We start from the raw sequence: 13,743 nt of genomic DNA, 5'->3' as shown, positions 1-13,743 counted from the left end.
AGTAAAAAAAAGGAGATACCATGCGATTTTTAAAATTTGGCCCCATAGCCATGCTCGCAGGCATGACTTTATTAGCGGCTTGCACACCATCAGAAGAAGGTTCAATGGAAAAACAAGAAACAAAGAAAGCAACTTCACCTACCTTTGAGCGTTTAAAAGAATTACCTATTCCTGCGCCAACGGCAAAAAAAGTAGAATATACCGCAGAATATCATGGTAAGACTTTATCTGACCCATACAACTGGCTAAAAGACCAAGGCTACCCAGAAGTAAACGACCAGCCAGTTATTGACTACTTAAATGAAGAAAATGCATATTTTAATGCTTTCCTAGAGCCCAAAAAAGCCCTTGTCGACACTATTTTCGAGGAGTTTAAAGGGCGAACCAACGATCAAGATTCATCAGTTCCTTGGGTCGAAAACGGTTACGAATATAAATCCTTCTACAAGGAAGGTGAAGAGTATCGTACCTATAGTCGTCGAAAGTTGGACAGCGACAAAGAAGAAGTTTTTATGAGTGTGACTGAGTTGGCTAAGCCGCATGATTATTACACAATGGGTGATTGGGAAATTAGCCCAAATAATCAATTTTTAGCCTACTCATATAATACGAACGGTGATGAACGCTATAAAATAGTCATTAAAGACTTAAATACGGGTGAGCTTTTATCTGATGAATTAAGCGATACCAATGGCGATTTGGTTTTTGGCGCTGATAATAAAACTCTAGTTTACGGGCGGTTAGATGACGAGCGTTGGTTTACAAAGAGTGTCAACGTGCATTCTTTGGGGACAAATTCATCTGAAGATAAAATCATTCATACTGAAAATGACGACGGTTTCTTTATTCAGTTTGATATGTCCTCAAGCGAAGAATACTTGATCATTGCTAGTGGACAAAGTGAAACGGTCGAAACTTTTGTGGTTCCCGCCAATGATTTATTCGCGACACCCACTAAACTCGTATCGAGAGAGCAAGGTTTTCTCAATAATGTAGATCATGCCAATGGTTATTTCTATATCATTGCCAACGATACTCACGTGAATTCACGCATGGCCAAGGTATCGGATGCCGACCCTAGCTATGATAAGTGGGAAACAGTTATCGCAGGTTCAAACGATCTTTATCTAAAAGGCATGTCTGTATTTAAGGAGTTTATGGTTATCTCATTCCGCGAGAAAGGGATTGAGAAAGTGACTATCAGCGACTACAAAGACAGTTCACACGATATTGCGTTTCCAGAAAATGTGTTCACCATCAGCTTGGGCAACAACCCAGAGTTTTCACAAGACTTTGTGCGTTTAAACTACACGTCAATGATTACGCCAAACACCGTGTTTGACTATCATGTCGGCAAGAAAGAGCTGCAAACTAAAAAAGTTCAAGAGATACCGTCGGGATATGATAAGTCTCAATATCGTACAGAGCGCATAATGGCACCAAGTCGTGATGGTATCGAAGTCCCCGTTACCTTGGTGTATCACAAGGACTTTAAAAAGGATGGTAGTCAGCCGATGATGTTGTACGGTTATGGTGCGTATGGCTCAACTGTCACACCGCGCTTTTCAACATTAAGATTAAGCTTATTGGATAGAGGCTTTTCATACGCTATTGCGCATGTGCGTGGCAGCGATATGTTAGGACATCAATGGTATCTTGACGGGAAACTAGATAAACGCATGAATACCTTCAATGATTTTGTGGATGTCGCTCGTCACTTGATCAGTGAAGACTATGTTGCAGAAGGGAATATTAGCATTTCGGGTCGTAGCGCAGGTGGCGAATTAATGGGTGCCGTTGTGATTCAGGCTCCGGAATTGTGGAGCTCTGTAAATTTGGGCGTGCCGTTTGTCGATGTACTTAACACTATGTTGGACGCAAGTTTACCGTTGACGCCACCGGAGTGGTCAGAGTGGGGCAACCCAATCGAAGATCCCGTTGCATTCGACTACATAAAAAGCTATTCGCCATATGACAATATCGTTGCGAGAGATTATCCGCCAATGTTGGTGACTGGCGGTCTGAATGATCCTCGTGTGACTTATTGGGAGCCTGCCAAATGGACAGCGAAAATGCGTGAGTTGAAGACTGACAATAACCTCTTGGTCATGCGCATCAACATGGGTGCGGGGCATTTCTCGAATAGTGGTCGTTATGGTCGCTTGCGTGACTATGCTGAAGAGTACGCATTTACGCTTCTATCACACGGGATTGAAGAGTAAGGTAGCTACTTTACAAATGTATTGAAAAAGCCCTGATTGTGACGATTCTTTTAGATGAAATGCAATCAGGGCTTTTTATTGTCTTTTCTGACATATTATTTAATAGCGCGTCTCAAGGCAACAAGACCTAGCCCTGCGAGTAACCAGCTACCAAATGAACCGCCGTTCTCCACAACAATCACATCAACAGGTTCAACATACTCATAGTTTTCACTTTCCAAGCTGATAAACGCTAAATCTGCATCGTCCGTACCATCCGATACCGCCACAACTTCATCTGTATCAGCATCGTAAATCACAATCATTATTTCATAATCATTGCTTGGAAAGCCGGTGATTAATGAGTTTTCCACCACAATTGCATCTTGCGTATTGTCACCGTTGATATAATAGATGTCGGTGGTATAAAAAGGTGTAAATGTATCATTTGTGCTTGAGTATATTTCTGCATAAATCGCTGCACGTTGGTATATTGTGTCTACGTCAAACTCTATCGTGAACGATGAATAGTAGCCGTCATAATCGATGTCATTGTCTAAAGTAACGTAGCTATCGTAAATCCAAAAATCTGGATCATCATAGCTTCTTGCCGTTTCTCTTGTTAAAGGAGCTACATTTTTCTTTAGGTTTAGTTCTGCTTTTGTTGCTGCGCTATTTGTGATTTTTCCTTGCTCAGCGGTTTTATATTTAATTTGTTTTTCGCCAGCAGCATCCACTATGTTGGGTTGATACTCTTTCGACTTCACCAATGCTGATGATGTGTCTTGATTAGCAAACAGATCACCAGTAAATACTATGCTGCTTACCATCGCGATGGAAAAAAGTGTTTTGCTAGTTATAAATTTCATAATGTAAGCCCTTAGGTGTAATGCTTGATAGTCAGTATGCAAGGGTGAAGCTGAACCGAAACTGAAATTTACCTGAACCTTAGCTGACTAGGTTTGTTGCAAACTGAAGTATTTGTTGCTTTATGAACTGCTAAATTTTGTCGAAGTGTGTGCTAATATCCTGTTTAACATACCTTATTTATTGAGTTTGCTATGACGAAGAAGCCAAGCTTAGCCACACTGAGCATTAATGCTGGTGCACCACCACCTGAACAAGGAAAAAGTTTTAGACGAGGTCCAGAGTTTGCCAGCACCTTTCACCTCTCAGGTGATGTGGACCCTACAGCGTTTCAGTATGGACGCTTTGATCATCCAACTTGGCGGGATCTGGAACTTGGTTTATCTCAACTTGAGGGAGGTGAGACGAGTATATTTCCTTCTGGCATGGCCGCTGCAGCCGCGATCCTGACAAGTTTAGTGAAGCCAGGGGATACTATATTATTACCAAGCGATGGCTATGCTCCTGTGCGCTATTATACTGAACAATACTTGGTTCGTTTTGGCGTGAATTTACAGACAATTGCAACGAAAGATATTGAACACTTCGATTTTGCAGGGGTTGATCTTGCTTTACTCGAAACTCCCAGCAATCCGATGCTAGACACTTTTGATATCCGAGAAGCGGCTGAGCGTGCGCACACTCAAAATTGTTTACTAGCAATCGATAATACAACACTGACGTTTCTCGGCCAACAACCCTTGGCCTTAGGTGCAGACATCAGTTTATGTGCTGATACAAAATCAGTGAATGGCCATTCAGATGTTGTATTTGGCCATGTTTCAACAAAAAACAGCGCGCTGAGCGATAAAATAAGAGAGTGGCGAAAGTACTCTGGCAATATTCCAGGGCCGATGGAAACTTGGCTGGTTCACCGTAGTCTGTCAACACTCGATATGCGATTACAACGTATGTGTGAGAATGCTATGCGTTTGGCTGAATACTTGTCAGAACATCAAAAAGTGGTGTCTGTCCGTTATCCAGGTTTAGTTTCTGATCCCTCATATAAGATAGCCAAGAAGCAACAAGATTTATTCGGCTTTATAATCAGCTTTGAACTATCTGATAAAGAAGCTGCAGAGAATTTTCTCAATGCGTGCAAATTGGTATACGAAGCAACCAGTTTTGGTGGTGTGCATAGTATGGCTGAGAGACGGGCACGATGGGGAACCGATAACATTGCTGAAGGTGTGATTCGATTTAGCGTGGGTTGTGAGCGGACGGAAGATATTCTTGATGATGTGGAGCAAGCTTTATGTGACGTTTGATCTATTTTGATGACAATACTTCCGTCAGGTTATTTTACATTTTTATTTCCACCCACCTTAAGTTATTGATATTGTTATATTAAATGTGTGGCCTAACTATTGCATTCAGATTGTAAAAAGTAAATTAGGGAAATATTTATGAAAAAACTGTTGATTGTATGTATGTTTTTGCTTGTTGGTGGTTCAGCTAACGCTGCGTTAATAACGTTTGGACCTTCATCAGCCTCTGGTTCTGGGCCGACAATCTCGTTCAATAATCTAGTTGTTCCTTCCACTATTACGGGTAATGCAACTGTTACGCTTTCTGTAAATGGTGATTTTAACAGTAATTTTGAGTACCTCGATATTCTTTTTGACGCTTTCAGTCTAGGAAGAGTATTTGATGGCAACACTGCCAATGACTTATTTAATTTTGCTGGTGATATTGGCAATCAATCTAGATCAACTTTAACTGGTGTTGCTATAATCTCAGCAGCAGATTTTGCTGCGCTTATCAGTGACGGTTTATTGAACCTCTCTTTTGACTCTTCAAGCAGGGTAAACTGTTGCGGTACTATTAACGTGTTATCAGGCAGTATTTCTTACGACTCTAAACCAGTGCCAGCACCTTCAACAATTGTATTGTTTTCCTTGGTGCTATTAGGTGGCGTTTACATGACAAGAAAGCGTAAAGCATAAGCTTGGCTATAAAGCTTTGAGATATAGAAAGCCAATCACATGTTGTTGATTGGCTTTTTGCTTCTAGCTTGTAACAAACAGCGTTTTTTGGCTATATTAGTTTTTCCAAAGGTTTTGTAATTTTTCATACTGGAAAAAGGTGTGAGGGTCCCAATGGCTTGGAATCAATTCAAGATCCTTGCGCTCTTCATAGTTCGACACAAGCTTTTTCAGTATCAACTTAAGCCTTTCCGGATCGATTCTTTCTAATTGCTTTCTGGGTTCGGGATAATAAAGATTGCGCTTTGCGGGGATGACCATAGTCGATCCATTTCCGACAAAGGTAAGGTTTTTGGTCGCAATTCGGCAGACAGGCTCAAATATATTTTCTGGATTGAGTTCAACTACAATCGCATATTCAAATGAATCAGATTTAGTACCATCAGGATTTTCAGCAATATAGGTGACGCCGTATCCTTGTGGAAAGTGGCCTAAAATTTTCAATAAACTATCAACGGCTAATTCACTTAGTGATGACTGTTTTGCTGCCTTGGTAATGAGCAAACCAGCCTTAGGCAAATCAAATAGAGTTTGGTCGGGTTTCGCTGAAAAAATAAAAGAAGCATAAATTTGTGGGATTTTGATTAAGTTACCGATCCCATTTTTGGGCTTTTGTGCACCCACTAATAAGTCCACTGTTAATTTGAGCTTTTGTTCTTCCTTAGCAATAAACTCTGCTCTTTCGGGCTTTGAATTTCCGACGTACTGCTCCATTCCTAGGCCATATTTCACATATTCTAAGGTGTACTTGTAATTGGTTTTTAATAATTCAATCCGTGTTTCTTTATCAAGGACAGCATATTCGTCGCGTTTACCATCTCGCCCCTTCAATATTTCTTGAGCCTTAGGGTGCAGTAAGCCAATATCTTGGAATATAGCAGCGGTGATTATTGGGATGGCGACGTCAATTTGAAACGGCGTGAGTTCAGTTCTAGCATCGGTGTATCTTGCATTAGGATCATAGCGAGCAGAAATGTAGCTAGAATCAATTTGATTTTTATCCAGTAGCTTATCTAATAAGCGCATTGCCAAAATTGATTTGTAAGCCGGCTTAAAACGTTGTTTAGTTTGTAATACCTTAAAGCCTTCAGTGGGGCACAATAGGTGTAAAGTTCCCAACATTCGGGCACTTGATGTTTGTGTTTTCTCCCAGTCTTCACTTTCCGAAAGGCGTATGATCTTCTCACCAATTTCCGACACTCGACGCAGGCGTTTCAGCCTTTCTTGTTCCTGCAGATCCTTTTCTTTCTTGAACTTCAGTTTTGCTTTTTTTAGCGCGTCCGTTGACAAGCTAGCGGTCTTTTTATTTGAAGACTGAACAGCTTTGGTGAGTCTTTGTATTTCGGTATCGAGTGTCGTCAGGCGCTTTTGGTCCGTTTCTTGGTTCTCAAAAAATACAGAGGCTTCTTCAAAAAGTGAATCTTGCAAAGGCGACTTGCCATCAATAAGATTAACGATATCAAGAATTGATTGAGTAAACTTTGAGTTTCCGACTGTCCCGTGCATTCCCGACCTTTATGACTACTGACCCGTCTTAGGGTAAAACATCAAGCTGTCCTAGGCAACAGGCTGATATATATGGCTCTATCTGTAAAAGTGGCGCTGCCGTCGATCTAATTAGCGATTACCATGAAGCTATGGCGTTAATAATCGTCGTCATAATCGATTTGGCCAACTTCATCGCGCTCTAACGCACCTTCGCCGATAAAGTATGTGCCCCAACCATCGTAATAGACCTTGTGTTTATCTGCGATAGCTATCAGCTTATCGGCATCGGCGTTAAAAACGTCAACATCTAATTTTTTCTCTACAACAGCGTCGAAGCAAAAGACTGTGCCACCATCGTCAAGCACTAATTCTTCAGCATCAGTGACTTCAAAGCCTGCCTTGAAGGCATCAACTGCCGCTTTCTCTAAAGCATCAAAATCCGAGCTAGCTAGGTGGTGCTCGATTTGGTGTGCTTGTGACACATCACTGCCGTCAGCAATTAAGGCTTCAATTGTCTCTTTGTTGAATTCATACCATTCATTTGCATCATGTTCACTCATAATTGACCTTCCTCAATGTTCAAGCGTTATCTAGTTTTTCAGCTTCAATATTGAGCTGCTTGATTTTGTCCGACATGATCGAGTGAAAATGTTCGGCTAATTGTTTGGCATTCATTCCATCAGGAATGGCAACCGGCGGCATGACTTCAATGACGACAGTACCGTTATTCCAGCGGTTAAAATGCACTTTATTGTGTAACTCACTCGCACATACAGGGACAATCTGTTCTTTTGCTGCGAGGGCTAATCGGAATGCACCGGTTTTAAACGGCAACAAACCTCTGCCATTACTTCTTGTTCCTTCCGGGAAAAACCAAATACTTAGGTTCTTTTCGCGCATTTTGTCTAAGGTACCGGTGAGTGTATCACGAGCTCTACCTTTGTTTTTACGGTCGATCATGATGTTTGCTGATAACCAGTAAATAACGCCAAAGATAGGGATCCACTTCAAACTCTTTTTGCCGACTGTGACGACTCCGGGTAATGCGGCTTTACAAATTGTGATCAGGTCATAGCTATTCTGGTGATTGGCGACAAATACGTAATTGTTATTAGTGTCTACTTCGCTTGAAACTCTCATTACAATTTTCAGTCCGACAATGCGCGCCATTGTCGAGTACATTCTACCTGCTAAAGCAACGTTATTTCTATGAAATGGGCGCGTCAAAAAGATAAGGAAGAGGACGGCATTCAAACCTATAAAATAGATAAGTAAGGTGATAAAACGAATAATAGCTAACACAGAAATTCCAGGTGACAATCTATGGGCGCAATTATACGGAGATTTTTTCGCGAAGATAGCTTACCAGTCGAAAATATGAATGAATTTCTTGAATGTGTCGATATACTATCACTACTTCCAATTTCATTTAGTGAGCCAGTATGCCTGTATTTAAGCACGAAGAACTAGAGGACGATATTCTTCATGACTTAATCGAAGAGATTAACGAGCTGTACGAGGCTAGTGAGCAAACGCTTATCGAATTGGAGCTAACACCTAAAGACAATGAACTTCAGCGCGCGTTATTCCGTTCTGTACATACCATTAAGGGTGATTTGGGTTTAGTCTCGTTTACTCCGATGATTGCTATATTGCAGCATCTTGAAGATTTATTAGATCTGTTACGGAAAGGCGAAATTGATTACACCAGTAACATGAGTGATTTGGTTCTATTGCTTATGGACAAGGTTAAGGTCTTTGTCGAAAGCTGTATGAAGAATGGTTACGCCGAGTATGACGAAAAGTTAAACAACGCAGTCATTGATGTGATCAGTAAAATTAATCCGACGAATCAAAATCGGCATGAGTTTCTGTTTGCCAATGCAGTCAATTTAATTGATCCTACGCGGAACTTAGAGCAGGGAGAGGAAGGTTTTGATGAAGTCCCTGTTCGATTAGCGCGTACGGGTATTCCACAAAACCTCAGTCCTGAGCAACAAGTCGATTTACTGTTCTTCCGTGAATTGATGAAACCAATTGAAAAACGTATTGGATATCAAGAGGGGCGGGGCGATCGAATTGCAAAGTTAGCTTTCTATATTAACGAACTCAGTCCCACGCCTATTGATGAGGCTCAGTTGGCCGTTGCTTGTTACGTGCATGATTTTGGTATGTCATTTATGCCAGCAGACATCGTGAATAAAGAAAGCGCGTTAACGAGTTTAGAGCAAAACCTAATGCGTTCGCATGTCTACAAGAGTGCACGTTTGCTTGAGAATCTAAGTTTGTGGGATGAAGCTCGAAAAATCGTTATGGAACACCATGAATGCATGGATGGTTCCGGGTATCCACTAGGTCTTAAGCGAGATCAAATCTGTGAAGGTGCCAAACTACTTGGTATTTTGGATCGTTACGATAGCCTAATTAACCCTAAAAATGCGAGCAAACTGTCGAAACGAGACGCTGTTATTTCGTTGAATAAAGATTACAAAGGTCAATTAAGCGGTTCATGGCTACGTTTATTCAATCAAGGAATGACTAAGCTTCTAAATCAATAGAGATAGTAGAAGCTCAACGTGACATATTAATTACCTTTAAATGCCCATTTGACCATATCCTTTAAAGTGGGCTCTTTGCCATACATAATCATGCCCATTTTAAATAGGCGACCCGCTGAGCCCCTAATCCAATAACATAGCAATAGTATTAAGCTAAGTGCCAATAAAGGCTCCCATATAGCCACTTCTATCAATGACATTTTTATTGGCATTGCTGCAAATGCAGTTAATGGAAAGTAACTGAGGAAAGTAAAGGCAAGACCACTAGGATTACCCATTGTCATCATCGTTAGAATGACAGGTAGCAAGGGGAGAAGCATCAAACTCGTCTTTGCACTGTGATTTGGGTCATCGATAGCTGCTGCAATCGCCGCCATAAAGGCGGTGCAAAAGTATAAGCCCGCTAAGGCAAATACAATGAGCCAAGGCAACATCGACCAATCGATAAAGTCGAAACTTAAAGGTTCACCGGCGATCACGACACGTATAAAAGTGTAACCTAGAATCCCACTAATACTCATGGTGAGCATGGCTTTTAGGCCATGTAATAAGTTGCCAAATATTTTGCCGTCAATCCAAGTCTGAGCGCTAATGCAGGAATAAAGTTGTTCAGTCACTCTTTGCTGCTTTTCACCCGTAATACTCGCAAAGATCTGGGCAAATGAGGTGAATACACCTGCCATTAGGAGAAAGGCCATACCAATGGCTGTGAGCGAACTTTCATTCTCGTCTTCTTTCACATTGTCGTCAGTATAGCTTTGTTCAAATAAAACGGGTTCGGATAGCAAGCTTAGTTGCTCTTGTTGTAGACCAAGTTGTTGCGCATAAAGTTGCGCGTAGTATTGCGTCACCGTTTGCTGCAGTGTAATTAGCCACTCAGTCTTTTCACTGCTATGAATTTTGACCTCATGCTTTCCCAGTGCCCCCACTTTGACTTCAATGATTGCATCATATAGCGCGTCATCTTCAAGTTGTTCGATCAAAGAGTCTAGCGCTCCTGGTGCAGGTTCAAACTCAAATGGCCCTGTAGAGTTAGGTATGGCGATATTACTGCTTTCGCTTACAACCCCAATCCAATACATTGGTTCTTTGTCGTCCTTTACCGTTTGCCAAACAAAAACAACGGCAGCAATAGCAAGCATGATAAGTTTTGAAATAACCTCCTGCTTCCATTTGAAAAAATGCATAAACTCCCACGCAGTAACTAGCCTTACTTGGCGAAATGTATTTTTATGCATGGGTAGACGCTCCCTGTTCTTCGATTGCTTGCAAGTAAAGTTGGTGTAGATCCATCTGCTGGCTTTGAATATCACTTACCTCACCAATTGAAGGTAGTAGATTTAATAGTTGATTAATGGTGAATTGTGCCGAGATGCTTAAACTCAGTTTATTGTCTTTAAGCCATTGATGTTCAACATTGTCAGGAATACTGCTTTGTAGTTCCGGTGCAATAGACTGTACAAATGTAACAGAAATTTTCGCATTGGCTTCCTGCTTTGAACGGAAGTCTGCCAGTTTGCCGTAGAATACGGCTTTTCCTTTATTCATTAGCAAGATGCGAGCGGCCAACTTTTCAATCATTGCCATTTGATGGGCGCTCAAAATTACGCTCATGCCTTGTGCAGTCAGTTCGGATAGAAAGGTGACGACTTTCTCTTGATTCACTGGGTCGAGCCCGGAAAATGGCTCATCTAAAATGACCCATCGTGGTTGATGAATAACAGCGGTAATTAGCTGTACTTTCTGTTGGTTACCCTTTGATAGGGACTTTAAGGGATCATCTTTACGGTCGATGAGTTCAAAGCGATCGAGCCAGCTATCGGTGGCACTTAACGCTGACTGTTTTTCCATGCCATTTAACTGAGCAAAATACAGGATATTTTTAAGCAGAGACTTCTCTGGATAAAGGCCTCGGTCTTCGGGCAAATAGCCAAGCTCATGAGAGGGGATTGATGGATGATAAGTTCCGTCTATATTGACTGATATGCGGCCTTCGTCAGCATGTGTAAATCCAGTCAACATGCGAATAATAGAGGATTTACCTGCACCATTTGGACCCAAAAGAGCAAAAATTTCACCTTCTGACACCGAAAAAGAAAGTTCGTTGACTGCAATCATCTCTTCGTACTTTTTAACAACCTTGTCGACTACTAATTCCATGTTTAATCCCTGTAATAAAAATGACGCCGACGCTAAGTGTATCCATCTATTGAGTGCTTATCCAGAACGATATGAGCGGTAATCAGAGCTGACTTAGAATTCGGCATTGACTTTTGTCTCAAAACGGAAAAAGGTGTGTCCCATAATGAAATAATTCGTGGAACAGGAAAGACTAAATGATTATCAATTTAGATGGGATGTCGAGTAGTGCTATTTATCATCTAATGACACAAACAATAATACCAAGGCCAATAGCATGGGTATTGTCTGAAAATGATAGAGACAAAGCGCCAATCAGCGATGACTATAACCTTGCTCCGTTTTCTTACTTCAACGCAGTGTGCAGCGATCCGCCTTTGTGTATGTTGTCTGTTGGTAAAAACGCTGGTGGCGCGTCAAAAGACACAGCGGTAAATCTGACTCAGGGAAAGTATTGCGTGATCAATATTCCGAATGCTGAGCAAGCCGCACTTGTCACAGCATCAGCTGCGACTGTGGACTACGGAAATAGCGAAATTGATATTAATGATATTGCGCTTAAAGAACAAAACGATTGGCCATTACCTTTTGTAGCCAATTGCGGCGCCGCTTTTTTATGTCGCGTTCACAGTACTCAAACTTTAGGCAATGCACCACAGCAACTCATTTTTGTTGAAATTGTCGATATTTACATTGATGATGCCGCGGTTAGCGAAGTCAAAGGACGTTTACATGTTGATGCAAAAGTACTAAACCCTCTGGCGCGTTTAGGTGCGAATCAATATGCAAACTTAGGTGATGTTTTTACTTTAGCGCGTCCAAAATAGCGAAAGCTTAGTTGTTATTTCTGTTTAGGTAGGGATCAAGGTCCCCGCCTACGCGGGGATGACGGAAGTGCGGGGATGACGAAAGTACGAGGATGACGAAAGTACGAGGATGACGAAAGTGCAGGGAGCACTAATACCCTTTGTTAAAGTCGACTTTGCCAATCAGGCCTTGTTTACTCCTAAAGCGGGCTAAGTTTTCGGTAAATAACTCGAATACTGAAGCGTGCATACTGGATGCAGCAGTATGGTTCGTCATATAGAGTCGTTTCGTCGTCCAAAATGGGTGTTCTTGTGGCAGGGGTTCTTGTTTGAAAACGTCAAGTACAGCCGCTTTCAATCGTCCTTCGTCTAAGGCCTTTACTAGCATTGCATCATCAGCAATAACATTGCCGCGGCCGCCATTGATGAAAATACACTCGGGTTTAGTTGCATTGAAAAAAGTCTCATTGCAAATGCCATTAGTGTCTGGTGTATGCGGCAGTAAATTAACAATAACATCGCAACTCTCCGCGAAATCCACGAGTGTGGATAAATGAAAATGTTTATCTGCCACTTCAGGGCGCGAACGGGCATTTAGGCTATGTATTTGCATTCCGAAGCCTTTAGCCGCAAGCGCAACATCATATCCAATATCGCCCAAGCCCATGATACCCATTACTTTTCCCTTCAGTGTTGGGAGTAACTCTTGTTCCCAGTGGCTGTTCGATTGTCGCGACATAAATGCTTCTACTTTGCGCTGAAACAGTAAAACATATGCCATCACATACTCACGCATTTGAGCACCAAAAACACCTTTTAGGCCAGTTAATACATAGTCCCGCTTCGTGCTATTAATCAAAGGTGTAACGCCAGCCCAGGTTGATTGAAACCAGATCAAGTTGGAACACTGGTCGATAAATTTAGAACAAATATTGGGATTGCCTAGAACGATATTTGCTTCAGAGAGTTCAAGGCCTTCAGCATGTTCATTAGCCCAAAACAGCTCAATATCTGTGTAGCCTTCACTATTTTTCAATATTTCAAAGGCTTGCTGATACGCTTTATGGTCTCGAGAAATAATTGCTAGTTTTAACACAGAAATTCTTCCTTAGTTTTTGCAAATAGAGGTGCAGGATTTGGTAAAAATGCCGATACCTTTTTTATCACAGATAAATAGAATAAGCGAAGTAGTTACTATGTATGATTTCACCATTAATGGAACGCTGAACGCAGGTTTGACCGATGTATACACTGCATTCCACGATCCTAATGTGCTAGTGCGTTGGTTTGCCCCTGGCAATATGATGGTGTCTCAGTTTATGTCTAACTTCATAGAAGGTGGGAACTATCGGCTGATATTGCAATCGCCTGATGGATTCCAACAGACCATCATTGGTAGCTATGAAGCGATCAGTCTGAATGAGGAGCTTTGTTTTACTTGGCGCTGGGAAGATACAAACGACATTACTAAAGTGAACATTTCTTTCACCTGTGATAATGACAGCACGACGTCAATCAGGCTAACGCAAAGTGGTTTTAAGCGTGAAGAGGACATGTTACACCAGCAATATGGCTGGATAGCATCTTTAGAAAAACTGAGTTTAGTCACTCGTAAGCAAGCCATGGTAGCTTAAACACCAGGCTTGCTAGTCAATCTCCC

General features: G+C 41.6%; 13 protein-coding genes. 6 read left to right on the top strand and 7 right to left on the bottom strand.

All coding sequences use genetic code 11. From position 1 onward, the window contains the following. Positions 1–20: 20 nt before the first annotated feature. Positions 21–2,222 (top strand): S9 family peptidase, encoded by a 2,202-nt coding sequence (locus RM544_RS16485; RefSeq protein WP_311362908.1) that lies wholly within the window; start codon positions 21–23, stop codon positions 2,220–2,222. A 95-nt stretch (positions 2,223–2,317) separates the two neighbouring features. Here the strand turns inward: RM544_RS16485 and RM544_RS16480 are convergent, their stop codons facing one another. Further along, positions 2,318–3,070 carry a choice-of-anchor H family protein gene (locus tag RM544_RS16480; RefSeq protein WP_311362907.1) on the bottom strand — a complete coding sequence of 251 codons (753 nt, stop codon included), beginning with the start codon at positions 3,068–3,070 and terminating at the stop codon, positions 2,318–2,320. 192 nt (positions 3,071–3,262) lie between these two features. On the opposite strand from RM544_RS16480, the gene RM544_RS16475 reads away from it, so the two are divergent. Beyond that, a complete protein-coding gene (locus tag RM544_RS16475; RefSeq protein ID WP_311362906.1) occupies positions 3,263–4,375 on the top strand; it encodes a cystathionine gamma-lyase in 1,113 nt (370 codons plus the stop codon). A 138-nt stretch (positions 4,376–4,513) separates the two neighbouring features. Beyond that, positions 4,514–5,053: a PEP-CTERM sorting domain-containing protein gene (locus RM544_RS16470; protein ID WP_311362905.1), complete on the top strand. Its 540-nt coding sequence runs from the start codon at positions 4,514–4,516 to the stop codon at positions 5,051–5,053. 96 nt (positions 5,054–5,149) lie between these two features. Here RM544_RS16470 and RM544_RS16465 read toward each other — a convergent pair whose 3' ends face one another. The 3 genes from RM544_RS16465 to RM544_RS16455 form a co-directional block, all read right to left on the bottom strand. Beyond that, the gene (locus RM544_RS16465) at positions 5,150–6,598 is read right to left on the bottom strand and encodes a hypothetical protein (protein ID WP_311362904.1); all 1,449 of its coding nucleotides are present in this window, start codon (positions 6,596–6,598) and stop codon (positions 5,150–5,152) included. A gap of 137 nt (positions 6,599–6,735) precedes the next feature. After that, positions 6,736–7,140: a ribonuclease E inhibitor RraB gene (rraB, locus tag RM544_RS16460; protein ID WP_311362903.1), complete on the bottom strand. Its 405-nt coding sequence runs from the start codon at positions 7,138–7,140 to the stop codon at positions 6,736–6,738. A gap of 19 nt (positions 7,141–7,159) precedes the next feature. After that, positions 7,160–7,882 carry a 1-acylglycerol-3-phosphate O-acyltransferase gene (locus tag RM544_RS16455; RefSeq protein ID WP_311362902.1) on the bottom strand — a complete coding sequence of 241 codons (723 nt, stop codon included), beginning with the start codon at positions 7,880–7,882 and terminating at the stop codon, positions 7,160–7,162. A gap of 140 nt (positions 7,883–8,022) precedes the next feature. Between RM544_RS16455 and RM544_RS16450 the strand changes: the two genes are divergently transcribed. Continuing rightward, a complete protein-coding gene (locus RM544_RS16450; RefSeq protein ID WP_311362901.1) occupies positions 8,023–9,138 on the top strand; it encodes an HD-GYP domain-containing protein in 1,116 nt (371 codons plus the stop codon). Between the two features lie 26 nt (positions 9,139–9,164). On the opposite strand, the gene RM544_RS16445 is transcribed toward RM544_RS16450, so the two are convergent. Both RM544_RS16445 and RM544_RS16440 read right to left on the bottom strand, forming a co-directional pair. Continuing rightward, positions 9,165–10,376 (bottom strand): ABC transporter permease, encoded by a 1,212-nt coding sequence (locus tag RM544_RS16445; RefSeq protein WP_311362900.1) that lies wholly within the window; start codon positions 10,374–10,376, stop codon positions 9,165–9,167. Next, positions 10,369–11,298 (bottom strand): ABC transporter ATP-binding protein, encoded by a 930-nt coding sequence (locus RM544_RS16440; RefSeq protein ID WP_311362899.1) that lies wholly within the window; start codon positions 11,296–11,298, stop codon positions 10,369–10,371. The genes RM544_RS16445 and RM544_RS16440 overlap by 8 nt, the downstream gene beginning before the upstream one ends. A gap of 176 nt (positions 11,299–11,474) precedes the next feature. On the opposite strand from RM544_RS16440, the gene RM544_RS16435 reads away from it, so the two are divergent. After that, positions 11,475–12,104 carry a flavin reductase family protein gene (locus RM544_RS16435; RefSeq protein ID WP_311362898.1) on the top strand — a complete coding sequence of 210 codons (630 nt, stop codon included), beginning with the start codon at positions 11,475–11,477 and terminating at the stop codon, positions 12,102–12,104. Positions 12,105–12,234: 130 nt separating this feature from the next. Here RM544_RS16435 and RM544_RS16430 read toward each other — a convergent pair whose 3' ends face one another. Continuing rightward, entirely contained in the window at positions 12,235–13,179 is a 945-nt protein-coding gene (locus RM544_RS16430) for a D-2-hydroxyacid dehydrogenase (RefSeq protein WP_311362897.1), read from the bottom strand. 100 nt (positions 13,180–13,279) lie between these two features. On the opposite strand from RM544_RS16430, the gene RM544_RS16425 reads away from it, so the two are divergent. Further along, a complete protein-coding gene (locus RM544_RS16425) occupies positions 13,280–13,717 on the top strand; it encodes an SRPBCC family protein (RefSeq protein ID WP_311362896.1) in 438 nt (145 codons plus the stop codon). Positions 13,718–13,743: the final 26 nt, after the last annotated feature.

The organism is Brumicola blandensis (genome assembly GCF_031846165.1).
Taxonomy (GTDB): Bacteria; Pseudomonadota; Gammaproteobacteria; order Enterobacterales; family Alteromonadaceae; genus Glaciecola; species Glaciecola blandensis.
The sequence above is the reverse complement of the archived record's forward strand: the minus strand, read 5'-3'. Positions and strand labels throughout refer to the sequence as shown.